The organism is Stieleria sp. JC731, from assembly GCF_020966635.1.
Taxonomy (GTDB): Bacteria; Planctomycetota; Planctomycetia; order Pirellulales; family Pirellulaceae; genus Stieleria.
Map to the genome: position 1 here is coordinate 426052 of NZ_JAJKFQ010000029.1, position 24432 is coordinate 450483.

The following is a 24432-nucleotide window of genomic DNA, read 5'->3' on the forward strand; positions in this document are numbered from 1 at the left end:
TTCGAGAATCCTCGCCGTGTTACCATCGCAACCAACAGTACAGTGTGAATGGGCTGACGGATTCGTCAGAGATGATCGTCAAGCTTGCGTTGCGATAGGCAGGCTGTGCTGGTAGCTCTCATCCACGTACATACTTAGATACCATCCGCACCATTACACCTGTGGTCATCTCAATCGTTTGCAGAATGGTTTGCGTTGCTACTGACTGTTGCTGGCACAGAGAACCGCAGGCTGGCGCCAAGCGGCTGATGGGAGAGTCAGTTGTCTATCAGCCGTAACGCGCCAGCGTGCGGTTCACGGTGTTGATGCCCGACCGCACAGAAACCGCAGGCTGGCGCCGAGCGGCTGATGCGGCAACCAACGGGTCAGGCCCGATACAGTTCGGCACGGTTTTGAACTGTAACCGCAAATGGCGGCCTGACCGCTCCCACCAAATATTCTGTGTCCTCCGTTGCTCTGCGTTTCACCTTCCCGATCTTCCGACATCCGATCCAACCCCAAACCAGTTTGCCGCACCGGCATCGACGAGCCCGTCTTTCATGCCAGCAATGGCGGGCGGTATTACTATCGCGAGTTTTCTGTAGCAACTTTTCTTGAATAGCTCGTCGGCCGTTTCAGTGACCTTCCCCCACCATGGCATTGAAGTTCAATTGTCATCAGAATGATGGTCGATGGTATTCGAGACAGGTGTGAGAAGCACACTGTCTTGGCGCTACTCGCGAGTTGCTGCTCGGCCGGCTCAAACCTCACTGACGATCACATTCACTGGCAATCAAGGACTTCGGAATCGATGAATGATGCTGATTCGGAACCGCCCCGCATCCCGGAGCCCGATCCAGATCATTCTCACAACGATGCCTGCCTCGTTCAGATCTACCCGGCCAACGTTATTAACGGCATGGTACGAATTGAAGTCGAGGACTTCATCATCGGACGTCAACACGATTGTGAATTGACGCTTGAAGACCCATCCGTTGCCGATCATCACGCCAAGATTTCTCGTTCTCCTGAAGGATTTCGGATTAGCGATCTCGGTAGCGAAAGCGGGACGTTCGTTGGCGATCACCCGGCGGATTCGTCTGTCTTGCGATCCGGTGACACGGTGCGTGTCGGAACGTTTCTATTCAAATACCTTTCAGCGGGCAGTATTGAATCGCAGTATCACGCAACACTCTATTCCGCTTTGACGCGTGACGCTTTGACAGGAACCATGAATCAGCGTTACCTGCTGGAAACGCTGGAACGATCAATCGCCGCGGCGCTTCGCCAGAACAGCCCGCTATCGGTCGTTATGATTGACATTGATCACTTCAAGACGATCAACGATCAATTCGGACACTTGATCGGCGATGCCGTACTGAAGGAATTCGGCTCTCGGCTGATTCAAACATGTCGGCGTGACGATATGGTTGCTCGTTACGGCGGTGAAGAGTTCTGTTTGCTACTCTCCGCGACCGATGCCAAAGATGCAGTCGATAGTGCCCAAATGTGTCGACAAGCCATTCGCGAATCTGCTTTCTCGACCAGCCAAGGTGAGATCGCAGTCACGGCTAGCTTTGGTGTCGCATGCTTGGCCCCCGACCAACCCGAATCAGCACAGACACTGCTGCGACGCGCTGACGAGCAAATGTATTTGGCTAAAAGAGCCGGACGTGATCGCGTCTGCGGCCCGGCTGCAACAGCGTGATTGACTCGCGACACCGAATCTACGCCAAACCGCGATCGGACAACCTGATGCTAGGTGAGGCCAACTTCGTGGATGTTCTTTCGTACCGCTTCGGCTGAATGTTTGAATGCGGACTGCTCCTCCTCACTTAGCGGCGGATGAAGGATTCGAGTCACTCCTTGGCGACCGATCACTGTTGGCAACGACAAACAGACATCGTCGACACCACAAAATCCGTCTACAAGGACGCTTAACGGAATCGTATGGCGCAAGTCGTAAACGATCGAATCGAGGATTAACATGGTGGCCATCGCGACCCCATAGTTGGTAAAACCCTTTAGCTGAGCGACTTTGTACCCCATCCCCACGGTCTGCCGAAAAATCTCTTCGGTGACTTCGTCCGAAATGAATGTCTCACCGCCGGTCATCGCGACGGACTTGGCAGCGAACTGCGTATCACCATGCTCACCCAAAATGTAGGCGCGAATGTCGTCCGAGTGGATTTGCAGTTTCTCTGATAACATCGCACGATACCGAACACTATCAAGCAACGTTCCCGTCCCGATCACTCTGCTGGCAGGAAACCCAGACAGTTGGATCGCCGCATACGTCAGCATGTCGACCGGATTGGTCACCACAATCAGAATCGCGTCGGGACTACCAGCGGCAAGTTCTGGTACCCATTCCTTCAGAAGCTGATAGTTCTCTTCAGCCAACTCGGTTCGCTTTCGCAGCGCATCGCCATAGGGAATCGACGCGGTAAAGACGATAATGTCGGACCCCTTCGCGTCGGCGATTTCACCAGCACGAATTTTCATGTTCGTGTTCCGCAAGGCACTCGCATGACAGAGGTCCAAAGCGTCGCCTTCGGCTTTTTCAGGCGTGCGATTCACCAACAGCAGTTCGTCAGCGATCGGGTTCATGACGCAAGCGAATGCGATCGCTGACCCCACCCGTCCTGTGCCTACGATAGTAATCTTCATCCGTGTTTCTAATTCAATGCCCGGGGATAGAAATCAGTCAGCATGCACAAAACGTGCTACTACTTATTTGCCTTTTGTTGCTGATACTTGGTGCGATACTTTGCGGCAAGCGATTTATGCTTGCTTCCCAAGTCGACCTTTGCTCCGCGAATAAAGGCATGTGTCACATTCGATTCGGTCTCTAAGATGTTCCCATCACAGACAAACAAAGTGGCGTCTTTTCCGTTGGCGACCGATCCGACACGATCTGCGATTCCCATGATTCGACATGGGGCGAGCGTGATCGCCTCAATCGCCTTTTTCTCTGGCAATCCATAGGCAACTGCGACGGCCGCATGATATGGCAGATTGCGAGCCGCCGATGCTCCTCCGGGGTTTCCAGCCCCCGGACCGCCGATCGCAAATTCGACCCCGGCATCAAGCAATCGCTTTGGAAGCGTGTATGGATGATCGTATGGGTCGTCACGGCGTGCCGGTAATCGATACGTGGTTCGCACGATCACGGGCACCGAATACTTCTTCAGTAGCGTAGCGCACTGTGGTGCGTCGTACCCACCGTAAATGATCGGACGAATGCCCTCCGAAACGCAGAACGCAATCGCGGATTCGATCTCACGTCGATCATCCGCAGCGATAATCATCGGACTCTTTCCGTCCACCACCGCGACCAAAGCTTCTAGACGCAAGTCGCTTGGCGTAGCGTCCGGTGCATCCCTTCGCGCAGCTTGATAGCGTCGAGCTTCATCCAATCGATCTGCGAGTCGTTGCAAACGTTCGTCCCGTTGTTTCGCTCGCTGTTGATCATCGCTGGTGCGTGAATCGAAAGCTCGCCAAGAGACGACAAGTCCTGTGTCAGCTTTTAGCAACATGTCGTTGTTCGTCCAACCGTCCAACTGGATGACCGAACTTTGTCCGCGGATATCTCCACGACGCGGAGCGATCGAAGCCAGCAACACACCGTTTGCGCGAGCGACCGGTATCAATTCGCTATCCGGGTTCACGGCGACGTGAGGCTTTAAATTCCCGTTTTCGTTTCCAACTTCATCGGTATCGACCGTTGCCGGGGTGCTCCCGATCTCACTAAGTCCGAGGTTGGACATCGATTCCATCAAACCCGGATAGACATGCTGCCCGTCGACGTCGATCACTTCGCATCGCTTCGGCAGTTCAACTTGCTCGCCTACCGCAATAATCTTTCCGTCTTCGAACAGCACCGTGCCATTCTCAATCACATCGCCAACGACGGTATGCACCGTTCCACCGACCAAAGCGATCGGTTTACGTTGGGGAGCACCGGGAATCTGGTCGTGCCCATCCAGCGATGCACATTGCAACGAAAGAATCGGCAGCATCACCGCCATCAAGATTGTTGTCAGTGAACTTCTCATCGCTGCACCTCCTCATGTTCGTGTGCCGAATGGTCGTGATCGTCATGGTCATGCCCGTCGTGATCATGGGCATGACAGAACTCGTCGTATCGCAACCATCGGTCTTCTTCATCGACTTCATGGTCTGCTGAATCCTCTGTCTCAACGTCTCCTGCCAAGATGTAATTGATCAGCAGCGAACGCCAACGCTGATCACGGCGACGCAGCTCTTGATCCTGCTTCAAAGTGAACATCGGCCGGCCATCAACCCAAGTCTGCTCACATCGCGATAGTGTCGACAACGGTGGACCGCTCCAGACAACCAAGTCAGCATCTTTGCCAATCTCCAACGATCCCACATGGTCATCAATCCGAAGCTGCATCGCGGGATTAAGCGTCACGAACTTCAACGCCTCTTCGGCTGAAACGCCTCCGTATTTCATCGCTTTGGCGGCTTCGGTATTCATGTGCCGCGCCAGTTCACGATCGTCGCTATTGAATGAAACGTTGATTCCGACTTCATGCATGATCGCGCCGTTGTCCGGAATCGCATCATAAACTTCGAACTTGTATGCCCACCAATCGGAAAAGGATGAAGCCATCGCACCGTGTGCCAACATCCGGTCAGCAACTTTGTATCCTTCAAGGATGTGCTGAAGCGTTCCGATCGTGATCTCGAATTCGTCAAGTAGATCCAGTAGCGTGACGATTTCGTCTTGGCGATAGCTATGACAATGGATCCAGCGTTCGCCCTCTAATATTTCGGCGATCGCTTCAAGTTCCAGATCCACACGTGGTGGCAGGCTGTTGCGACGTCCGGCGGCATATCGTTGATGAGCAGCGTTGTACTCCGCGGCGGCTAAGAAGCGATCCCGCATGATTTCCGGAACCCCCATACGGCTTCCGGGATAGCGATTCGATGGGGTTCGCGAATTACTTCGTTTGACGTTTTCACCCAATGCAAACTTGACGCCTGCCGGAGCCTCCGCGAACTTCATGTCCTGCATCGAGTCACCCCAGCGAAGCTTGATCACTTGATTTTGCCCACCGATGGGATTCGCAGAACCGTGAAGGATGTTCGATGAAGTCAATCCGCCAGCGAGTTGCCGATAGATGTTGATGTCGGAATTGTCGATAAAGTCTCCGACGCGGACTTCCGCAGTTACCGCTTGCCCCGATTCATTGACTCCGCCATCGGTAGCCATGTGAGAGTGGCAATCGATCAGTCCAGGACTGAGGTGTTTGCCTTCTACGTTGATTATCTGACATCCCTTAGGCGGCTTAATCCCCGTGGCAACTTGTTTGACTTTGCCATCGACAACAAGCACATCTGCTGATTCCAGAACGCCCTGCGGACCGCACGTCCAAACGGTTGCGCCACGGAACAGAATCGCGGACTCAACAGCGATAGGATCAACAACGCCGTATCCGCCCAGTGGATAGTTGACTGTGATTTCACTTAGCGACCGAAACGTTTTCGGCTCCTTTTCGTCACCAGAGTTTTTCTTTTCTGGATCGCCATCCTTCTCCGGTTCATCAACTCGGTTCCAGGTAGGCTTGATCTGATCTCCCGAAGGAAGCCGCATCGAAACAAACAATTGAGGCAATTGCTGATCGGACGCTTTGGTGGAAACAACGGTGACACGTGTCGGCCCCTTCGGTAAACGTGAATCGACTTTGGACAAATCAGCCCATGCCGTGATCCGATCAATCGAATGGACAAAGTTCTTCATATCGACTTTCTGTGGCGAAGGCGACTTCTCAGGATCGTCGTTGCTTTCGTCACTTTCATCGTCCGATTGATCATCCTCGTTGGCCGGTTGCTCTTCCGGAGAAATGACTTGTAGAAACTGGCCAGACCATTTCTGCTTGTCTTGCTTCAACCGCATTTGCAACTGGACATCGCTACCATCCCAACGAAGCTTTGCCTGCCAAAGCCCTGAAACTGGGTCATCCGAAACGTCTGGCCGGTGTTGAAAACGCTTCCCGCCAACCCAGGTTTCCAGCAACTTGGTTTTTGGATCGAACAGTTCACCATCAGCAACGATCAAGTTTGCCAAAAAGCCGCTTTGAACTTCCCCGACGAGATGATCAACGCCGAACAATCGAGCAGGTGTGGTCGTCACTGCCGCAAGCGTTTTGTCCGGGGACAATCCGCGTTCAACAGCGGTCCGCAAATTTGCGAGAAACGACTTCGGATCATCTAAGCCGTCGCTCGTAAGACAGATGCTTGCGCCAGCGTCGGACAAACGCTTTGGGTTTTCTGGAGCAAAGTGCCAATGCATTAACTCGCGAAGTTCTACCTCGTCGGCGATCGCTTCACTAGTGACTTCAGGTGCCTTGGGAAAATCCACCGGTACGAGAATCGGGTGACCTGCAGAAACGATCGCGTCGAGGTCTCGATATTCGCGGCCGCTACCACGCAGAATCGCCTGCAAAGCAAATTCGCTTGCCATCTCCGTCGCCCGGATCGCCATCCGTTCGTTGGGCGCATCGAGAATGAATGTTCGCGTCTTTCGATCAGTTGCCAAAGTGGCGAGGTCGTCATTGCGAACCAAAGGCTGCAACCGAGGATTCGCTGCCCTGGCTTGCAAGGACGTTTCATACCAATCTGCATCCAACAGCGTTTGACGCAGTAACGCGACAGCCCCCATCGGCGAATTGGGATACTCATCGCGACGCCGATCACGGGGGACGGTTAGTTGTGCATGCTGAGCGACTTGATCGACGAGCACCCATCCACCGCTGCTTTGGTCGATCAACACCAGACAGCTTGTGCCTTTGATGATTCCACCCCGCGGTGCAACCAGTCGCACGCCGACACCTTGCTTTCGATAGGCATCGTTCTGTGACAACTTTTGCGATGCCACGACAGCATGCCGACGCGGCATGATATTTCCGTTCCAGTGCTTCGCCCCATCATTGGGAATCTCCGGAACATCTATTTCGCTATATCCATCCAGGAATGCTGCGTAGACGTACTTTCCCTGACAATCGATGACCTCCGCCCCCGGCGGAATGTCAATATCATTGGCGACATCGACAATCGTCTGTCCTTGGATCAAGACGGATGTGTTTTTAGATATCTCGCCGGGCCGAACGACCACTGTCGCGTTCGTCAAACAGGTCAGCGACAACGGGTGACTACGCAGCCCTTCAGTTGGACGGGCCTCAACCGGTGTGAAAGCCGAGGTCTTGACCGACTGTGCCAACAGGCTGGAAAGCGGCACGAAGGCAATGAGCATGCAACTCGCGAAGCATCTCAACAAACAGACAGGGTGTGGCATCGAATCCTCGCGGCGCTCGAGTCGACGGTTTCAGTCAAACAATCTGCCGCCAGGATAGTCGATGTTTCTCCAATGTGTTGCCTGCCGCAATCAACGGGCGACCAAGCGCCAGCTACAAAGGGATTGCGTGAGCAGCCGCTCCGAAAAAGTGTTTTTTGTCGATCAATCGCTGCGGATAACTACTCCGTCACCGCTTCGTATTTGGCTGGAATCTTGTATCGGTCACTGAATACATGAACTCGATTGGTGGATTCCCCCTCGGTGGTCACGACCGGTAGCTCAGCCCCACACCAGCCCAAGATGCTCGGTTTGAAGTTCTTCACATCAAAATCTTTGCCACGCAATTGAGAGGCATACCGGCCGCTGCGTCCACCACTTAAGCAATAAACGATGACGGTTTTGTCTTTGTACTTTTGCGACTCTTTCTCAAACTGCTCCTTCGTGATCGCACCCGGAATCAGAGACACAGCGATTTCTTTGTCTGAACGAACATCAACCAAGACGAACGAAGATTCAGCCTTTTCACCTTTCTGCTCCGCAGTCGCTTCGGCAGCTTTTTGCTTGTCCAGCATGCCTTTCAATTCCTTCACATTGATCGTCTCGACTGGGGCGAGCGATGGAAAAACGGCCCCCAACTGAGCCTGAACCGGGCGAGAATCGAGCACCTGGAATTGAAATCCAACCAACAAGAATACGCAAACAACAACCGACGGGGATCTATTCATTTCAGCACTGTAAAAATTGAGTCAACGATCGGCACTGGAATTGCACCTGCTTTAGCAACGTCAGCCTACCTGGCCGGAAATCGCTTGCCGAACAGACTGAAACGATGGGCGGATCTCGCCGCCGCTACAATCGTTGGTGTTCTAAAGCGAAACCGCTAGGGCGGCAAATAGATAAATAGGTGCTAGTTTTTCTAGCTGGTGTCAGTCTACCGTGCAGGTGATGGCGCCTGGGGCAAGGATCTGCTGGATTGGAAAGTCCGTCTTGAACGAACCTTCCGCCAACAGAAAACATTCTGTGACCATTCGCAGAAACCGATCGGCGGTGCGTTCGCCCCAATTGCAGCCGCTTGCCGTTGACACACAATCCCATGCCCACATAGGAGAATTTTCGATGAAACGCTTTTTGATTGCCTTGGCCTTGCTTGCGACTTTCGCGATCACTTCGGAAGTCAAAGCTCAGTACGTGACCCTACGAGCTCCCGTCGTTTCTGCACCGGTCGTCACACCGGTCCGCACCTACGCCGCTTATAGCTACCCAAGTTATGGCTATACCTACTCGGCTTACCCCAGCTATTCGGTTAGCCCAGTCGTTGTTGGTAGCGCTTACGCCACACCGGTCGTATCCGCCCCCGTGGTAACGACGCCCGTCGTGCGGCGCCCAGGCTACCAGTTCTACTCGCCGTACGGCGGGTATGAGTACCGCACCCCCGGCCGCCCCGTTGCCAACACGATTCGTGCACTCGTGCGGTAACCATAGGTACCGGTTCGGTGTTTTTTGGCACCTGTGCGGCGGCGTTCGATGATTGCAACGAATTGCACCGACCCAAAACCAGCGCTCGACACGCGCCAGCCAACGCGGCGATGATGTCGAACCGTAACGCAGCTCAATCGCCCAACAGCTGGCCTCGCAAACGAGGCCAGCTGTTTTCGTTTAATGCTCTCTCGTGAATGGCCCTCTACGTCTACTTCGCCTAAAGATGTATTCCCGCTAGGCTAACAGCCATCTTCGATAGAGCCGCGGGCACCGTCGATAGAGCCACAGGTGCGCCAGCACGGTTCGGTGTCTCGATTCTGTCGAAGCGACAAATCGGCATTTACACGAGCAGGCGGTCCGCATGTCACGCACACTATTTCGCAACGCATCTATCGTTTTCCCCGATTCAGTTCGCCAAGGAGCCTTGCTTATTCAAGACGGCAAGATTCTGGACATCGATGCAAGCGACAAAGCTTCCGCGGACCACGTTGTCGATTGCGATGGCCTACACCTGATGCCCGGCGTCATCGATGACCAAGTCCACTTCCGTGACCCTGGATTAACTCACAAAGAAGATTTATCGACAGCCAGCCATGCCTGCGCTGCTGGCGGCGTGACTTCGTTTCTAGAAATGCCCAACACCAAGCCACCAGCAGTGACTGCCGAAGGTGTTCGCGCGAAGGAACGCATCGCTGCAGAAAAATCGCTCGTCAACTATGGGTTCTATATCGGTGCCACTCCCGACAACGTCGACGAGCTTAATGCGGTAAAAGACGTCCCTGGAATCAAGATCTTCATTGGCAGCAGCACCGGCAACCTGCTCGTTGATGAACAAGCAGCACTGGAACGTATTTTCGCAGAAACAACTCTGCCAATCTGCGCTCACTGCGAAGACGAAACGACCGTCCGAGCGAACGCAGAACGACTCTCAGGCACCAGTGACATCGCTGACCATTCTCGAATCCGAGACGAGAACGCCGCGATCATCGCAACGAAGCGTGCCACGGAACTGGCTCGCCGCCACAAACATCGCTTTCACGTGCTGCATGTATCCACGGCAGCCGAGATCCCATTGGTCGCCGACGGTAGCCCCTACGTGACCAGTGAAATCTGCCTGCACCATATCTTCTTCAACGTTGATGACTATCCACGGCTTGGGTCTCGTATTCAGATGAACCCATCGATCAAAACCGTGAACGACAATGAAGGGCTGTACCAAGCACTGCTTGACGGAAAAATCCAAGTTATCGCGACCGACCACGCACCACATACGTTGGACGAAAAAGCTCAGCCGTACCCGAAAAGCCCGTCCGGATTACCAGCGGTTGAGAACTCACTGGCGCTGATGCTTAACGAAGCCAACAAGGGCCGGTGCACCATCAACCAAATCGCATCATGGATGTCTGACGCGCCAGCGCGCGTCTGGGGCATGATCGGCAAAGGCCGTATTGCCGAGGGCTATGACGCTGATATCGTTCTGGTCGACATGGACAGGTCGAGAACGATCAAGGATGCGGAGCAACACACAAAATCGAAGTGGAGCCCGTGGGACGGCGTTTCACTTCAGGGACTGCCTGTCGCAACATACGTCGGTGGTCACTGCGTTTACGACTGTCGACAAGGCGATGACGCCCAGCATTTCGACGAGGGGTTCCGCGGAAGCAAACTTCGCTTCGATCACTCACGCGGTGGTTACTGGGCGACCGAAAACGGCATCGGAATTGCGGACTGAATTTCGTAGGTCCAGCTTTCTTACCGAACTACTTTCGCGATGCCTTTTCCAAGGCATCGCGAAGCTCCGCCGCGTCGTGCAACCCGACAAGCTGATTGACCATCTTGCCGTTTTTGAACACGGCAAGTGTCGGCAGCGCTTCGATTCCGTACTCATAAGCGAGATTGGGATTCAAATCGATGTCGACTTTGGCAAACCCATAGCTACCGCTTAGTGATTCAGCCAATTCGTCAACGATCGGCCCTTGCTGCTGACATGGGCCGCACCACGTCGCCCAGAAATCGACAAGGACGACTTTATCGGAATCCAAAACGCTCGACTGAAAGTCTGCTTCGTCGATTGATTTTACGAGGCTGGGCCCTGCTGGACGCGAGCCACAACCGCCAAATGTGACAACCACACAGAGGGCGAGTAAGAGAAACTTCGCAAATGCTTGTCGTCTCATCGCAACCGGTTGCCTAAAGAGTTTTTCGAGAGCGGATGGCACGGGACTCGAACCCGCAGCCCCTTACGGGGTACTTCAGTTCCAGTGAAGCTGCTCACCAATTCGCTTACCATCCGGATCGTCCGCAGATTGTATCGTCATGCAGACATCAATGACTAGGCGTCGGTTCGTTTTGAAGGACGCCATTTCTGAACTTATCACATCAAGATCGTTTAATCGAAACCACCCATTCGAACTGACCAGCTGCCCGGTCAGTTGATTCAAACGAATTTCGATCCTGCGATCAACCTTGCATCGACAAAGCGAATCGATGTTTACAAGCTCGTCTTGGCACCACTGATCAGCTTGATGAATTCATCGTTGCTGGTGAAACGCGCCAATTGTTTAGTCAACTGCTCCATCGCGTCACAAGGGTGCATTGACGAAAGTGTCCGCCGAAGCATCGTCACTGCTTCATAGGTTTCTTCGTCATGCAACAATTCTTCGCGGCGGGTACCGGACTGGCTAATGTCGACTGCTGGCCAAACGCGACGGTCGGCGAGCCTTCGATCCAGCACCAATTCCATGTTGCCGGTTCCCTTGAACTCCTGGAAGATCGCTTCGTCCATGCGGCTGTTGGTATCAACCAGAGCGGTACCGACGATTGTCAGCGAGCCGCCTTCCTGGAAAGCACGTGCGGTCGCGAACAACTTTTTCGGAATGTCCATCGCCTTGATATCCAGACCACCAGTCATCGTGGCACCACCACGACCGCTGCGTCCAACCCATTTATTGAACGCTCGCGCCAAACGGGTGATCGAGTCGAGCATGAGGAAGACATCTTGCCCCATCTCGGCCAAACGCCGTGCTCGATCGACAACGAGCTGGCTGAGGCGAACATGGCTTTCGACGTCCATATCCAAGCTACTGGCAACGACCTCGCCACCGACAACGTTGCGGCGCATGTCGGTAACTTCTTCGGGTCGCTCGTCAATCAACAGAACGATAAGTTTCAAGTCCGGGTGATTGGTCGAGATCCCACTGGCGATGTCCTGCAACATCACAGTCTTGCCACTTCGTGGCGGGGCGACGATCAGTGCTCGCTGGCCTTTCCCAAGGGGCGCAAGCAAGTCGATCACACGGTTGGTGATCGGCCGCTGGCCGTGCTCGAGCGTCAACCATTCTTCGGGGTTGATCGGGGTCAGTGAGTCAAAGCTTTTAACATCCGGATACGACTCAGGCGGGATACCATCGACATCAAGGATTTCGCGGACGCGAGGCCCTTGTTGCCGCTTCGCCTGCTGCATCATCGCGTGGATGTAAACGCCTTGGCGAAGCCCGAAACGATCGATCATCGTACCGGGGACAAACGGATCGCTTCGTTCGCGCGAGTAGTTATTGTCCCGACTGCGCAAGAACCCATACCCGTTCGGATGAAGCTCCAGAATGCCTTCGCATTCTTCCATCGGCGCATCACTTGGGATATCCGCTGGCTCACGATCCGACTGGCCGTTTCCACCGCCTCGGCGTCGTCGACGCGAACGAGGTTTGTTATTCCCTCCGCCGGACTGGCCATTGGAGTTCGGGCCGCGACGTGTGGAGCGTTTCTTTTTCGCCATGTTTCGTCCAGAAAGCGTCAACGTGGGTTGGGCAAGGCCAAGTCGTCGCGACAAAGTTCGCAACGACAGGTCAACGCTGAAATAAAGAATCCGCAGATGGAAACGTGAAAAGACCCAATCGGGAAGCTGCGGACATCGTTCCGCGACGGGTCGGTACCAAAAAGTTTGTCTGAACCGGCAGCCAACGGGTGCCGGCGAACTTGGAAATTAATCCTGTTGTAACGTTGCCGAAACGCTGTCATCCGTTGCGGACTGAATCAACAACATTCTCGATCAAGACGGTGCATTTGCACACGCGATCGGCACTGCTGCATTGAGTCAGGCATCATCGTTGGCCGAAAGGCACTTGGGTACGACGATCGGAATGACCGAGTGAATCAAACGAGGTTCTCGCAAGACCGAACGAGTCATCGGCATGCGGAGCAAAACGCCAATTCAGGCTGTTTCACTGAACCCGCGAGCAAAGTTGCCAGTTCCTATGGCTAGGTGGTTTGTCTTCTACCTTGGATCTCAGTGGTTTTTAAAGACTTGGCCTTCTAAAACCCTGATCACCATCTCCTTCCTTTTTCCGTGCACCGCAACCGCTGTGACGCAAGGCTTGCGATCAAGTTGAGATTGAAATCAACTGAGCCCAAAAATTCCTTCGCGAACGATTTCTTCAAACAAACTTTTTGACGGCAGCTGAATCAGCCACTATCGAGAACTCGTCAAGCGAACAGTTTCGGAATTTGCTATCTGGACATCAGAACCTCACCGCAGATAAAAATCAATCCCAATGGGAAACCTGCGGGAGAGTCTTGCTGGGTGTCAACCCAGTCAACCTACAAATCCAATCTCAGAATACGTCGAGGAGCGACGGAGTGAATTGTGTTTGGTACCGGCTTACACACAGTCGACCGTACCAACAAAGCTACGCCGAAATATACCCGCCAGTAATGGGATGTCAAGACGTTCCAGGGAAGACCAACCCAACCGAGGGGCCTGAGGGAGGTTTCCAAACTAGCCTGAAAAGCAATGTTTGGCCCATATCCGCCTTCGCACTGGCGTCAAACTTCGCCCATTCTGTATTTTCCGATTAAGCGTCACCTTGCGACCAGCCGATCTCTTGGACAACGCGTCGCTAGGAATCGGCGGCTGGTCTCTATAATCTACCCAAGGACGGACACAGGAACGCAGGATGCGATACGCCGCGCTATCAATTGTTTTGCTCGCAACAACGTTCGTTTGCTCGAGCCCCTGCCACGCTCAAATCGCTTGGGAAGGCAAACTTCGCGACGCTCACGACAAAGCCCAGCAGCAGAACAAGCTGATGCTGCTGCACTTTTACACCGACAATTGCATCTTCTGCGATCGTCTGGAAGCTGGAGCGTTCCAAGACCCAACGGTCTCGTCCGCAATCAACAAGAACTTTGTGCCCGTCAAAGTCCACGGCGGCAAAAACCCCAAGCTCGCCAAACTGTTCCAAGTCACCAAGTACCCGACTGACGTCATCGTCACCACGGAAGGCAAAGCACTTTCGCACGCTGTTAGCCCACAACAGCCTGCCCGCTACGTCGCGATGCTGGCCTCGACCTACGCTGGCTTTAATCAAAGCGGAACCATGATCGCTGCCAATGCGGCAACGCAAGCACCGGCGCAACCTGCCGCCGCACAAGTCGCCGCCGTTCCACCAGCAGCAACCAAACCAGCCGTCGCAACGAATCCCCCTGCGGCACAAACGGTTGCTGCCAAGCAAGCTCCCACATCGGCGTCTCCGGCAGCGACCGCTCCCGCGACCGAAGCCCTCGTGACCAAAGAGCCTGCGATCGCAACAAACCAACCTGCAGCTGAAAACAGCCTTTCGCTTCCAACAGGCGATCTGCCCGTTCAAGTCCCGGCTTCTAAAAAGTCGGCCATGGATATCCCTGCCATTGCTGCCAACGCACCGGCCAAGCCCGCCGCGACGACGCAGAACAATCAGTTCATGCTGCCAAGCGGAGACCTGCCGCTACCAACCGAGAACAAGTTGGCTCATTCAGACGTTACCGCCACAACGAACGCTGTTGCTAAGTCCGGTACGCATGCGTCAATGGCCGCTGCCCGCCTGGACACCAAGCCGACCACCATCGAAACCGAAAAGCCAGAACTGGCTATCCAAGGGTACTGCCCCGTTTCGGTTGTCAAAGATGGGCAATGGCTCGAAGGCAAGCCGGAGTTCGGCGTGATCCACCTCGGCAAGCTTTACCTGTTTGCCAACAAGCCTGCGATGCAAGCCTTCATGGTTGACCCAATGCCTTACACACCGATGTTGAATGAGATCGATGTCGTGCGATTCTTCGAAGAAAAGAAGATCGTCAAAGGCAATCGCGAATGGGGCGTGATCGACCCGATCCACAATCGCATGTTCTTCTTCGCTGACGAAGCCGCCATGCTGCACTTTGAAGCTTCCTTTGAACGATACGTCGACGCGGCGATTGAAGTCATGGACCAAGCAATCAAAGAATCCAACCCTGGTGTCTAATTGCAAACCGAAAGTACCCAACACGCTCCGGCGTGCTGACAGACTGAGCCTCAGCAGCATGCCGACCGGCGCCACAGGGACTGTGACGGGTACTATCTCACACAGCGCTGCCATAGTACCCAGCACGCTCCGCCGTGCTGACGGCCTGAATCTCAGCAGTATGCCGACCGGCGTCACAGAGACTGTGACGGGTACTATCTCACACAGCGCTGCCATAGTACCCAGCACGCTCCGCCGTGCTGACGGCCTGAATCTCAGCAGTATGCCGACCGGCGTCACAGAGACTGTGACGGGTACTATCTCACACAGCGCTGCCCAAAGTACCCAGCACGCTCCGCCGTGCTGACAAGCCACCACTTCTTGATCGACACTTCGATATCACCATCGCGTCGCCAAGAGACCGATCAGATCACCTACTCGACCCAAGCGTCCCGGCTGACGAATCGCTTGGCTCTTGTGATGGCTGTGCATACGTGGGACGAATACCGCTAGCGATCGCAACACCTGCGATCAACGAGACGATCGCGATCGAGACCCAAACAACTCGCGCCGTCGTCATCCCGTACCGATCAACAATCCGAGCGATGGTTCGCAACCGATAGGGCTCCTGCCATGGCCCGACCGCGATCGCGAAAGCCGATGCAGACCCGAGCATCGCAAGGCAAGAGACAAAAAGATCGTTGTAGTTGATCATCACTACTGAGGATGCTTCTTCAAAGCATCAGCGAACCAGTCAACAAAATGGCAAGACTCTAGACGTCACTCCGTCGCATATGGCGACGCAATGACCGCAACTGAACTCGGGCACTTTCACAGTCAGGAGAGATGTCCAAGCAACGCTCTAAAGATCGCGCGGCGACATGATAATGCCCCGCAACCATCTGGCATCGGGCGAGAGCCTGCCAAGCGCCATAGTGATAACGGCTTCTCCACAAGCAAGAAATGTACGACTGAGCTGCCTTGGCGTGATCGTCCAAACCTTGCCAACAGCATGCCAACTGAAAGTGCGCCTCGGCATACATCGGTGCCTGACCGGCAAGAATCATTGCCGGCGCCAAGGCCGCGGCATATTCACCACCATCGGTCAAATGCATGACCTTCAAAAGCTGCTGATGATGCGTCGGTGAAGCGTCTCGCAACAGCAGTCCACGGAACGAATCATCCGCGACCAATCGCACACCACGGTCCTGGTCACACAAGGCGCGGCCGAGCGGTTCGATCGATCGTGTATTACCAAGCATGCCCAACGCCATCGCGGCGGCTCGCCGCAATTCGACATCACCCTGGGCGAGCAATCGCGCAAGCGTCGCGGGTGAATAATGTTCGTTGACTTCGGCGGCGTACTGTGGGGCGTCAGACGTGTTCAGGAGGCGCCGATAGGCGGTGGCCAAGCGGGGCGTTCGCACAAGAGGTGAAGTCACAATGGCTTCCGTCGAGTTAAGGAGCAATCCAGGTGCAAGTCGCGTGTTATACTAGGCGTGCGGGTGCGGCGGGCAACCGAACGCTCGAAGATTTTCTTCATCTTCGTTGGAGCTACTCTCCGGCAACGTTTTGCATCATGCAGTGCTTGCTAGGTCGTTTCGTGAGGTGGCGTTTTAAGCGGGACAGTCATTGAACCCGAGCTGAAAACGTAATCCAGTTGTCGCTCGCCACGATGATCGTCCGAAAGACTGCGGTCAGCGCCGCTCGCTCTACCGGAACGCACGTCGAAACCATTTCAAATCATCAGTCTTCAGACAAAACCTAGTTGATGGGTCCGAGTCTAGTTGCAACAACGCCCATCCACAACACACCCAAACGCATTGGATGCTGTTCTGTTTGTTGGTTGCCGGACATCGGGACAATTCCGAGTTTGCTGGTTCTTAGCCAACACCCCGGTGCTCCCCACCCATTAGAGATGCCTCGATTTCGCCGCTACAAATGAACCGATCCGCACTCATTTCGATACGCTGGCTGATCGCCGTCGCGATAGGCTTCGTTTCAGCCCAAGCCAGCCATGCGGATGATGCTGATCGACGAGCCCCGTTGGTGCAGCGGCTATTGGAGCCACATAGTGGGCAAATTGATGGACAATCTCTTCGCATCGCCGTTCAGTTGGTCGGCGACATCGGCGACCAACCGGCTCGCCATCTAAACATCTGGATCGACCGCAAAGTCAACCCAGACACCCTGGTTTCACCCGGCAATCTCGGACCAACCCGGTTCGCTTCGCTGGAAAAAATCGCCGAGGCGGTCAACTGCAAGGTTTACCCAATCGACAATTGCATCCTTTTCGGAAGACCTCAGTGGGTCGCGAAGCTGTCCCAAGAATTGTTGCAAACCGCTGCTTCGGCACCTGAACAAAACGATCCAATTAATTTTCGATCGGACACGATCAGTGTTTACTGGCCGGACTTAACCACCCCTCACGACGCCTTCGAAGCGATCCTTTCGCAAGCCTCTACAGGCTCAAACTTGACGCACGAAGTGGTGTCTCGGAGCTTCACACAACTTGGCCTGACGCCCGATTTGCCGCATGACCTCTGGCCAGCAACGTCACTCGTCGAGATCAACCCACTGGTTGCGGCTACCTTGGTCGCTGGACAGTTCCAAGATTTAGAAGCAAAACAAGCAGAAGCAATCAAATTCGAAAGGTGCTACCGATTCCCAAACGTCAAAACGCAACTCGAAAAGCTACGGCAACGTGACCCTGCGGCAAAGCTTCGACTCGAGCGAGATGGTGCGAACCTGCTCGCCGACTTCGACACGCACCGCGAACTCTTTTCGCAATTGCTGGCGTCTGAGACAAAGGACAAAGCGAACGACGCAGCTGCCGAGAAAACGAATGAAGGGAATCCTCTACAACGGCTTAAAAACGATTCGAGGACGTTCACCCTGACAGTCAGCAATAAACCGACCGGTGCGGTGCTGGCGCAGCTGTTTTCGACGGCCAAGGTGGACTACGAATTTGCCCCCACAGCGAACCCAGAGCTAACCAATCTGATCTCTTTCGAAGCCAAAGATCAAACGCTTTGGCAATTGGTCCACTTGATCGCAAAGAAGTCTTCGTTGAAGATCCAGGCGGCCGAGCAAACATTGCTAGTTTTGCCGCAACGGGACTAAACGGTTCTGGCATTTACAATCGCCACGACTGAAACCGCCAAGGGGCCCCGGACCGCTAGAGGTGGATCGCTAAAGACAACGCCTGACGTTGACGCGACCTTGCACCGAACCGCCTAGGGCTTGCAGCGACCACTTTCGAAGCGCAGCAGCCTCGCCCCCGTCGGCCCCTTTTGACGACGCCGGCGTCCTAACGCGACCGGCGCAGAAGACGGCAGTCTCCCATTCCCCTATCCATTACTCACGAGAAAACAATTGGCGATCCCGTCGGATACAACAGCGATCGCCAACGACGAATCAACATGGTCGAAAACATCCCCCTGATCACTCACCACCATGACGGTTTGACGATCGAGGGTTACTCGCGCGCCGCGGTACAAACCTGCTGGCGAATCAACGAACTGAAAATCCTGTTCGATGTCGGAGCCCAACCTTGGGACTTCATGGGAACGTCGACACTGTTTATCTCACACGCGCACCTGGATCATATCGCGGCACTTCCCTCGTATGTTTCGCGTCGCCGAATGATGAAGATGGATCCTCCGGTGATCTACCTTCCTGATTCCGCAGTCGACGAAGCGTGGGACATGCTACAGAACTTCCGCCGCCTCGACCGAGGCCCGATGCCATGTGAACTGGTCGGCCTGATGCCTGGTGACCAAATCGAATGCGGACGCGAATACCTAGTCGAAGCGGTACCGACGCGACACACAATCACTTCACTCGGCTTTGTCGTATACCAAAGGCGTCATAAGCTAAAACCGGAGTTCAGCAGCCTGTCCGGTCCCGAAATTCGTGACCTAAAACTTTCGGGCACCGAAATCAGTACCGAAATTCGCGTTCCCGTTGTTGCCTACACCGGCGATACCTCACCGCCCGGACTGGACAACAATCCGGAGTTTTACAAATCCAAGATTCTGATCAGCGAGATGACATTCGTTGCCCCGGAACATCGCAAGGAGAAAATCCACAAGCATGGACACATGCACGTGGACGATTACCGAAAGCGGAGCGATCGTTTCGAAAACGAACTGGTCATCGCGGGACACCTCAGCACTCGGTACCACGATCGACAAGTTAAAACGATGGTCGAACGTGCTTTACCGGGAATGCTGAATGGTCGAATGAAGCTATGGATCTAGTTGGTTGACGATTACTCCACCGTCTTCTGATTCAGCACCGGCCACCACCGGTGCTGTTCTTTTGCGCCACAACAAGATCGACGCGAAACACACCGCGAATACTGCCGCACTGACTTGATAAAAGGTCAGGCCCCAAATCCAGTCGGGTTCCATACGCCAGTACTCGCTGACAAAGCGAAACACGCAGTAGCTAATTAAATAGATCAACATCCACTGTTGACGACACCACCGTTTGCCTTGGCCATAAAACGCGATTGCGGCAAAAGCCAAGTGAAAGACCGATTCATAAAGTGGCGCGGGATGCCGCAAAACTTCCGGCGAACTGGCCATGCGTGATGTGATCCCCCAAGCCCCGCCCGTCGGAATCCCGTAGCAACAACCGTTGCAAAGACATCCCAATCTGCCGACACCGATGGCAACCGCCACAGGAATGACAAATCGGTCGCCGGTGCGTTCTTTGACGTACAGCGACCATTTGGCGACCTCGACGCCCACGTAGCCGCCTGCTAGTCCCCAAAGCACGGTCTTTCCGTCGCTCATCCAAACACCAAAGAAACCGAATTCAGGCGAAGCGCCGATGATGAACGGTACTTTGGCAGCGAATGTCGCGCCGACCAGCCCACCGATCGCGACACCCCAACGCTGAACAGAATTCATTTGACTGGGGCCACGATGACGTCGATAGATCACGCCGGCAATGCATGTGGCAATCACCATAAACGCAGCGTAGCCGACTCGCCCCCAATCGATCATTCGGCCTGCCCCTGATCGACCTGCCCCTGATCGACCTGCCCCTGATCGACCTGCCCCTGATCGACCTGCCCCTGATCGACCTGCCCCTGAGGCGACACTGAAAGCTCTGTTTTCAACGGCGGCAACGACAGATGCCCTGGTCGATACAACGTGTTGTAGGCACAGAAGGGAACCACGTGACCACTGGGCAACACGTGGTGGGTGCAGCATTTCATCAGCTGCCGAACATCAAAGTTATACGCATCTAAGAAACTGGTGATCGTGATGCGGAACATATCTCGCGCGCTCGCTTCACCGGACAAGACCTTTGCGAAGAACCGATCTAAGACGGGATCAAACCCAGAACCCGATTGGTCGCTAACATTTCCGGAGGGCCGATCGCCTAATGAAGTCAACGAAACGACATCCCCGCAATCACAATCGCTACCGCAGTGACTTGCCCGCGACAAGAAAACTTGGATCAACTGCTTTGCCCGGTCCGGCGTAAAGCTAATACCGCCAGCGATCAAATCCAGATTTTCAGCAACAGGTGCCGCCCCTGAGAGCGGGACAAGACGGTCAGCATCTCGGGCAGCAAGCAAGATCTGATGGCAGTTCGGGTGGGCGCAAGGCAGTGGCGCAAAGTCAGTCGACGTTATCATTCCTGATGACGCTTCGGCCAAACCATTGATCACATCAGGAAATGTGACTCGATCTTCCAATTCGTCGGCCTCTAAGTGTCTCCCGCTGTACGTTGCCGGCTGCAAACTCAGTCCAGTTACATTGGGCCGCGTTAGAGCCTCTTGCAACAAGGACTCATAAAACCGATCGGGTAGCGGCGCGACTAAAGTTGCCACCAACGTGACGTTCAACCCCGCCTCTTGAAGCCGATCGAGTGCACGCCGTTTTTGATCGATTAGATCTTCGCCACGCAGTCGCGATACCGTGTCACGATCGTCGCCATCGAATTGAAGGTAGATTTCCAGCCGGTCACGATGCTCAGCCAACCGCTGCACCAAAGAAGCGTCTTTGGCGAAGCGTATTCCGTTGGTGTTGATCATCACGTAGTCGATCGGCCGGGCAAGTGCTTCCTGAACGACGGCTTCGAATTCCGGATGCAACGTCGGTTCGCCCCCCGACAACTGACAAACTTCGGCATGGCCTTCGCATTCGACCAACCGATCCAGTGCGGCGATGATCTGCTCAAGTGAATGGTCTTTGCCGTGCGGCGTGCTACTGGCAAAACACATTGGGCATGTCAAATTACATCGGTCGGTTAGCTCGACCAGTCCGATACAGGTGTGCTGCTCATGCTCTTCGCAGAGTCCGCAATCGTGCGGACAGCCTTTGTTACTTTCCGTACTTCGAGAGATTGGCAGAACACTTGCGGTATGCCCTTCACCTCGATCCCACCAATCGATATCGCTACAGACGAAGTCTTCACGCACGCCATGCTGCGGGCATCGCTTGCGAAAGTAGACTCGTTTCCCGCGAACGATAATCTTTGCAGACACAACGTCCATACATTCAGGGCATAGCGAATCTGTCGTCCCAAGCATGACATGCTCAGCGCGAGGCCGTTGGTCAAACGCCGGTTTTCGGTCCAAGTGTTTCATTGCGTGTTCTGAAAATTAAATGGCGAACTTCAGCTCTATCGCGGCATGCGATACGGCACGAACTCATGGCATTGGACGAAGAACGGCTATGATGACTTTGGCGGAGCATTTGGGGAATCGCTTGAACCTTTCGGCGTCCCCGGCAAAGTCGGCCAAGCGTCTTCTTCGTACGCTTCCATCGCATAGGTCGGCTTGCCTGTATCCAGTCGTCTCGCGATGCCCCGGACGGTGACCGCGAAGATCAATAAAACGACAATGTGTGCGGTGATACAACCAAGCCCAAATGCGAACGACTCAGCCGATGTAGAGATCGCGGTGACGACGGTGACAAAGCCACAAACCGTCATGTAGAGAATGAAGAAGGGAAACGCTAAGGCGAATCCGAAAATCGCCCGAGTAATCTTGCGCACAGGCGTCCCCGGCAATAACGCCGACACCAAAGTGCAACTGCCACCCCAGACGATGATCAGCAAAAGGATCATCGATTCACCCATGTTGCTGGCACCACCTAAGACCCCGAGCATCAACAGGCCGCTAATCGCCGCGACGATACCGACAGTCTTCATCTTGCCCGGAAAATCCATCTGGCTTCGCTCGACCGGTGTCACAGCTGAATCGCCAACATCCAACGCGGATTGGTATGGATTGGACTCTTCATCTGAATTCGACATGGCGGATCTCGCGTAGTTCAAATCGACAGGGTACGACGCCCCAGCTCTAAAATGTGACGAATCTAAGATACCGTGTTTTGAATAACCTGTATCTTGCGAACCCGTTCGCGGACATCGGCACAACCGTCCGGCCGAGGGGACAGCTGGAGGTAGCATGGTGGCCAAAGCTTCGCCTGGGTTGTTAATCTATCTATCATGCGACGACCATCCAATCCAAGCCCCGTTCGACGCCCCGCCAACGCGCGTGCGGCCTTCACGCGAGCACCAGTGCTCGAGCGTGAGGAGTATGTCGAGCAATCTCATCTTTTCGGCCTACTTCACGAGCAGACGGGCACGCGTTCGCCCATTCAAGATCTGCTTGAACAACTTCGTCACGAGGTGCTAGCCACAACGCGACTTCCGATGGCGATGGAGTACTTGCTTACCGAAGTGAGACACTCAGGACTGCTTGGCCCAGCAATGCACCAACTGTCGCATTACTTCACGCCCTTCCAAACGTTCCTGATTGACCAAAGCGAACTGGATACGGGGCGATTCATGATGCATACCGCATTCAAAATCATGCAATCAGAGGCAGAGTACCGCGTCGCTGATGCATCACCGGCAGGAATGTTTTTCTATCAATTTGAAGTGCTTTGCCGAAACCGACTGAGCTACGACTTGGGACTGACCGCGATGAGCGGTGACCCGATTTTCGATGACACCTGGAGCAGCTGGATTCTCAAACTGCGTGCAGAAATCGGATTGGTTGACTTCGCCGACCTTGTATTTCTGGCAAGCGAAAACTATCGCGCCAAACTGAAAGCCGCAGGCAAACGAGGCGAAGACAGCCCATCAGCTGACAACAAAGTCACCTGCTTGTTCGGCGACAAAGAAGGACGAATCGCATTTGCCAATCGCCGCAAAGACCCGCTGTATCTATTTAGTGCGTTGCAACGACACCTTGGATACCCAACCGTCCCCAAACCTCAACCGATCGACGAAACCAACGAGCTTATTCCACAGATGGCGCGTCGCATTGAACGCTTGGAAGCACGCATTCAATTGATGGAAGAGGAACGTCGCCAATCGCTGGACATCACGAAGTTCTACGAACAGAACAAACACCGAGTGAACTTTCCCGATTGATCAGCAGAACACCGTGTTTCTAAAGTACACCGTGTTTCTAAAGAACTGCCGACGGTGCAGCATAGGGATTGATGCACTGCGAATCATGACGTTGCCCATCAACGGCAAGTTCACGATGCTGATAATCAGGGTCCCACATTTCACACTCGGCACCCTTAGCGATCTTCTCGATTTGCGCCGCAAGCTTCACAGCATCTTCGTGGCGTTTCTTCACTGACAACCGTCCCAAAGGGCAATCGCGTCGCGAAATGGGGAACTCGTCGGTCCCCTTTTCTGTTCGCACAAATACATGGACGTAGTGCAGCTTGTGAAAACAGCCAGACGGCCGGATCGTCTTCACGGAAACACCGAGGATTGAATCTGCTGGGAAATCGTATCGGGCCCGGTCTCCTTCCATGACCAAACCGTCCGCTGTAATGCGAACCAAAGCGATGTCCGAAGCAGATTCCAACTTGGGCAGCACCACCGCCTGCATCGAATCACGACGAACATACTCGCACATCGGTACTTCACCGACCCAGCTGACATCGAAACTCGAGCCTGTCTCCTTAAACCGATTCAGAACTCGCCGACGAAGACGAGAATCCAGCCAAAGATTCATCGGCCACTCTGGGAAACGCGTTGCCCAGATGACCAAAGCGACGACGGTTGTCAGGACCGATAGCGACAGGACTGCCGCGAATGTTTTGACATCCAGTGAACCAAATACATTCACCGCAAGCACCAGCGGCAGCAACGAGCCGACAAATCCGATCGCGATCGGGACAAGCATCAGAAAGACATTGCTCGCCAAAGTGAAACCCAACGACAATGCACGCCCACGGACTTGCTTGATCGGCGAGATCTTACCCAGGTGAGATGTGTCAGTTGCGTGTTCCATCTTTGTCGATGATGATTCGCGGCAAACGATTTCGATTCCGCCGACCACGATATCACAGCGACATTAGTGATCCGCCACTGAAATCGCCGAACTTTATGCAAGAAGCC

At 54.3% G+C, this 24432-nt stretch carries 19 protein-coding genes and 1 tRNA gene; 7 read left to right on the forward strand and 13 right to left on the reverse strand.

Annotated elements, in window-relative coordinates:
• Window positions 1-790: 790 nt before the first annotated feature.
• Window positions 791-1687: a diguanylate cyclase gene (locus tag LOC67_RS26325; protein ID WP_230265838.1), complete on the forward strand. Its 897-nt coding sequence runs from the start codon at window positions 791-793 to the stop codon at window positions 1685-1687.
• A gap of 50 nt (window positions 1688-1737) precedes the next feature.
• Here LOC67_RS26325 and LOC67_RS26330 read toward each other — a convergent pair whose 3' ends face one another.
• The 4 genes from LOC67_RS26330 to LOC67_RS26345 form a co-directional block, all read right to left on the reverse strand.
• Entirely contained in the window at window positions 1738-2649 is a 912-nt protein-coding gene (locus LOC67_RS26330) for a lactate/malate dehydrogenase family protein (RefSeq protein WP_230265839.1), read from the reverse strand.
• 59 nt (window positions 2650-2708) lie between these two features.
• Window positions 2709-4037 carry an amidohydrolase family protein gene (locus LOC67_RS26335; protein WP_230265840.1) on the reverse strand — a complete coding sequence of 443 codons (1329 nt, stop codon included), beginning with the start codon at window positions 4035-4037 and terminating at the stop codon, window positions 2709-2711.
• Window positions 4034-7261: an amidohydrolase family protein gene (locus LOC67_RS26340; protein WP_230265841.1), complete on the reverse strand. Its 3228-nt coding sequence runs from the start codon at window positions 7259-7261 to the stop codon at window positions 4034-4036. The genes LOC67_RS26335 and LOC67_RS26340 overlap by 4 nt, the downstream gene beginning before the upstream one ends.
• Window positions 7262-7482: 221 nt before the next feature.
• A complete protein-coding gene (locus LOC67_RS26345; protein WP_230265842.1) occupies window positions 7483-8028 on the reverse strand; it encodes a rhodanese-like domain-containing protein in 546 nt (181 codons plus the stop codon).
• 391 nt (window positions 8029-8419) lie between these two features.
• Here LOC67_RS26345 and LOC67_RS26350 point away from each other — a divergent pair, with 391 nt between their 5' ends.
• Both LOC67_RS26350 and LOC67_RS26355 read left to right on the forward strand, forming a co-directional pair.
• Complete coding sequence (locus LOC67_RS26350) at window positions 8420-8779, forward strand: hypothetical protein (protein ID WP_230265843.1); 360 nt, start codon at window positions 8420-8422, stop codon at window positions 8777-8779.
• A gap of 364 nt (window positions 8780-9143) precedes the next feature.
• Window positions 9144-10514 carry a dihydroorotase gene (locus LOC67_RS26355; protein ID WP_230265844.1) on the forward strand — a complete coding sequence of 457 codons (1371 nt, stop codon included), beginning with the start codon at window positions 9144-9146 and terminating at the stop codon, window positions 10512-10514.
• Window positions 10515-10542: 28 nt separating this feature from the next.
• On the opposite strand, the gene trxA is transcribed toward LOC67_RS26355, so the two are convergent.
• The 3 genes from trxA to rho form a co-directional block, all read right to left on the reverse strand.
• Window positions 10543-10959, reverse strand: coding sequence for a thioredoxin (gene trxA, locus LOC67_RS26360; protein WP_230265845.1), 417 nt, complete (start codon window positions 10957-10959; stop codon window positions 10543-10545).
• A gap of 32 nt (window positions 10960-10991) precedes the next feature.
• Window positions 10992-11074: transfer RNA gene (locus LOC67_RS26365), tRNA-Ser, on the reverse strand.
• Between the two features lie 199 nt (window positions 11075-11273).
• Window positions 11274-12557 (reverse strand): transcription termination factor Rho, encoded by a 1284-nt coding sequence (gene rho, locus LOC67_RS26370; protein WP_230265846.1) that lies wholly within the window; start codon window positions 12555-12557, stop codon window positions 11274-11276.
• 1177 nt (window positions 12558-13734) lie between these two features.
• On the opposite strand from rho, the gene LOC67_RS26375 reads away from it, so the two are divergent.
• Window positions 13735-15057, forward strand: a complete 1323-nt coding sequence (locus LOC67_RS26375) for a thioredoxin family protein (protein ID WP_230265847.1) — start codon at window positions 13735-13737, stop codon at window positions 15055-15057.
• Window positions 15058-15466: 409 nt separating this feature from the next.
• Here LOC67_RS26375 and LOC67_RS26380 read toward each other — a convergent pair whose 3' ends face one another.
• Window positions 15467-15751, reverse strand: coding sequence for a hypothetical protein (locus tag LOC67_RS26380; protein ID WP_230265848.1), 285 nt, complete (start codon window positions 15749-15751; stop codon window positions 15467-15469).
• A 58-nt stretch (window positions 15752-15809) separates the two neighbouring features.
• Window positions 15810-16478: a HEAT repeat domain-containing protein gene (locus LOC67_RS26385; protein WP_230265849.1), complete on the reverse strand. Its 669-nt coding sequence runs from the start codon at window positions 16476-16478 to the stop codon at window positions 15810-15812.
• Between the two features lie 499 nt (window positions 16479-16977).
• Here LOC67_RS26385 and LOC67_RS26390 point away from each other — a divergent pair, with 499 nt between their 5' ends.
• A complete protein-coding gene (locus tag LOC67_RS26390) occupies window positions 16978-18159 on the forward strand; it encodes a hypothetical protein (RefSeq protein WP_230265850.1) in 1182 nt (393 codons plus the stop codon).
• A gap of 299 nt (window positions 18160-18458) precedes the next feature.
• On the forward strand, window positions 18459-19298 hold the full coding sequence (locus LOC67_RS26395) for an MBL fold metallo-hydrolase (protein WP_230265851.1): 840 nt from the start codon (window positions 18459-18461) through the stop codon (window positions 19296-19298).
• On the opposite strand, the gene LOC67_RS26400 is transcribed toward LOC67_RS26395, so the two are convergent.
• From LOC67_RS26400 to LOC67_RS26410, 3 genes are all read right to left on the reverse strand, one after another.
• Complete coding sequence (locus LOC67_RS26400; protein WP_230265852.1) at window positions 19287-20051, reverse strand: prolipoprotein diacylglyceryl transferase; 765 nt, start codon at window positions 20049-20051, stop codon at window positions 19287-19289. The genes LOC67_RS26395 and LOC67_RS26400 overlap by 12 nt on opposite strands.
• Window positions 20048-21646 carry a radical SAM protein gene (locus LOC67_RS26405; protein WP_230265853.1) on the reverse strand — a complete coding sequence of 533 codons (1599 nt, stop codon included), beginning with the start codon at window positions 21644-21646 and terminating at the stop codon, window positions 20048-20050. The genes LOC67_RS26400 and LOC67_RS26405 overlap by 4 nt, the downstream gene beginning before the upstream one ends.
• 86 nt (window positions 21647-21732) lie before the next feature.
• The gene (locus tag LOC67_RS26410) at window positions 21733-22317 is read right to left on the reverse strand and encodes a hypothetical protein (RefSeq protein ID WP_230265854.1); all 585 of its coding nucleotides are present in this window, start codon (window positions 22315-22317) and stop codon (window positions 21733-21735) included.
• Between the two features lie 267 nt (window positions 22318-22584).
• Between LOC67_RS26410 and LOC67_RS26415 the strand changes: the two genes are divergently transcribed.
• Window positions 22585-23445, forward strand: coding sequence for a hypothetical protein (locus LOC67_RS26415; protein WP_230265953.1), 861 nt, complete (start codon window positions 22585-22587; stop codon window positions 23443-23445).
• A gap of 37 nt (window positions 23446-23482) precedes the next feature.
• On the opposite strand, the gene LOC67_RS26420 is transcribed toward LOC67_RS26415, so the two are convergent.
• Window positions 23483-24325 carry a hypothetical protein gene (locus LOC67_RS26420; protein ID WP_230265855.1) on the reverse strand — a complete coding sequence of 281 codons (843 nt, stop codon included), beginning with the start codon at window positions 24323-24325 and terminating at the stop codon, window positions 23483-23485.
• Between the last annotated feature and the right edge of the window lie 107 nt (window positions 24326-24432).

What these genes read in the sequence shown, in the direction of transcription:
- LOC67_RS26325 (WP_230265838.1), top strand. Translation starts at nt 791, where the DNA reads ATGAATGATGCTGATTCGGAACCGCCCCGCATCCCGGAGCCCGATCCA.
- LOC67_RS26330 (WP_230265839.1), bottom strand. Translation starts at nt 2,649, where the DNA reads ATGAAGATTACTATCGTAGGCACAGGACGGGTGGGGTCAGCGATCGCA.
- LOC67_RS26335 (WP_230265840.1), bottom strand. Translation starts at nt 4,037, where the DNA reads ATGAGAAGTTCACTGACAACAATCTTGATGGCGGTGATGCTGCCGATT.
- LOC67_RS26340 (WP_230265841.1), bottom strand. Translation starts at nt 7,261, where the DNA reads ATGCTCATTGCCTTCGTGCCGCTTTCCAGCCTGTTGGCACAGTCGGTC.
- LOC67_RS26345 (WP_230265842.1), bottom strand. Translation starts at nt 8,028, where the DNA reads ATGAATAGATCCCCGTCGGTTGTTGTTTGCGTATTCTTGTTGGTTGGA.
- LOC67_RS26350 (WP_230265843.1), top strand. Translation starts at nt 8,420, where the DNA reads ATGAAACGCTTTTTGATTGCCTTGGCCTTGCTTGCGACTTTCGCGATC.
- LOC67_RS26355 (WP_230265844.1), top strand. Translation starts at nt 9,144, where the DNA reads ATGTCACGCACACTATTTCGCAACGCATCTATCGTTTTCCCCGATTCA.
- trxA (WP_230265845.1), bottom strand. Translation starts at nt 10,959, where the DNA reads ATGAGACGACAAGCATTTGCGAAGTTTCTCTTACTCGCCCTCTGTGTG.
- rho (WP_230265846.1), bottom strand. Translation starts at nt 12,557, where the DNA reads ATGGCGAAAAAGAAACGCTCCACACGTCGCGGCCCGAACTCCAATGGC.
- LOC67_RS26375 (WP_230265847.1), top strand. Translation starts at nt 13,735, where the DNA reads ATGCGATACGCCGCGCTATCAATTGTTTTGCTCGCAACAACGTTCGTT.
- LOC67_RS26380 (WP_230265848.1), bottom strand. Translation starts at nt 15,751, where the DNA reads ATGATCAACTACAACGATCTTTTTGTCTCTTGCCTTGCGATGCTCGGG.
- LOC67_RS26390 (WP_230265850.1), top strand. Translation starts at nt 16,978, where the DNA reads ATGAACCGATCCGCACTCATTTCGATACGCTGGCTGATCGCCGTCGCG.
- LOC67_RS26395 (WP_230265851.1), top strand. Translation starts at nt 18,459, where the DNA reads ATGGTCGAAAACATCCCCCTGATCACTCACCACCATGACGGTTTGACG.
- LOC67_RS26400 (WP_230265852.1), bottom strand. Translation starts at nt 20,051, where the DNA reads ATGATCGATTGGGGGCGAGTCGGCTACGCTGCGTTTATGGTGATTGCC.
- LOC67_RS26405 (WP_230265853.1), bottom strand. Translation starts at nt 21,646, where the DNA reads ATGAAACACTTGGACCGAAAACCGGCGTTTGACCAACGGCCTCGCGCT.
- LOC67_RS26410 (WP_230265854.1), bottom strand. Translation starts at nt 22,317, where the DNA reads ATGTCGAATTCAGATGAAGAGTCCAATCCATACCAATCCGCGTTGGAT.
- LOC67_RS26420 (WP_230265855.1), bottom strand. Translation starts at nt 24,325, where the DNA reads ATGGAACACGCAACTGACACATCTCACCTGGGTAAGATCTCGCCGATC.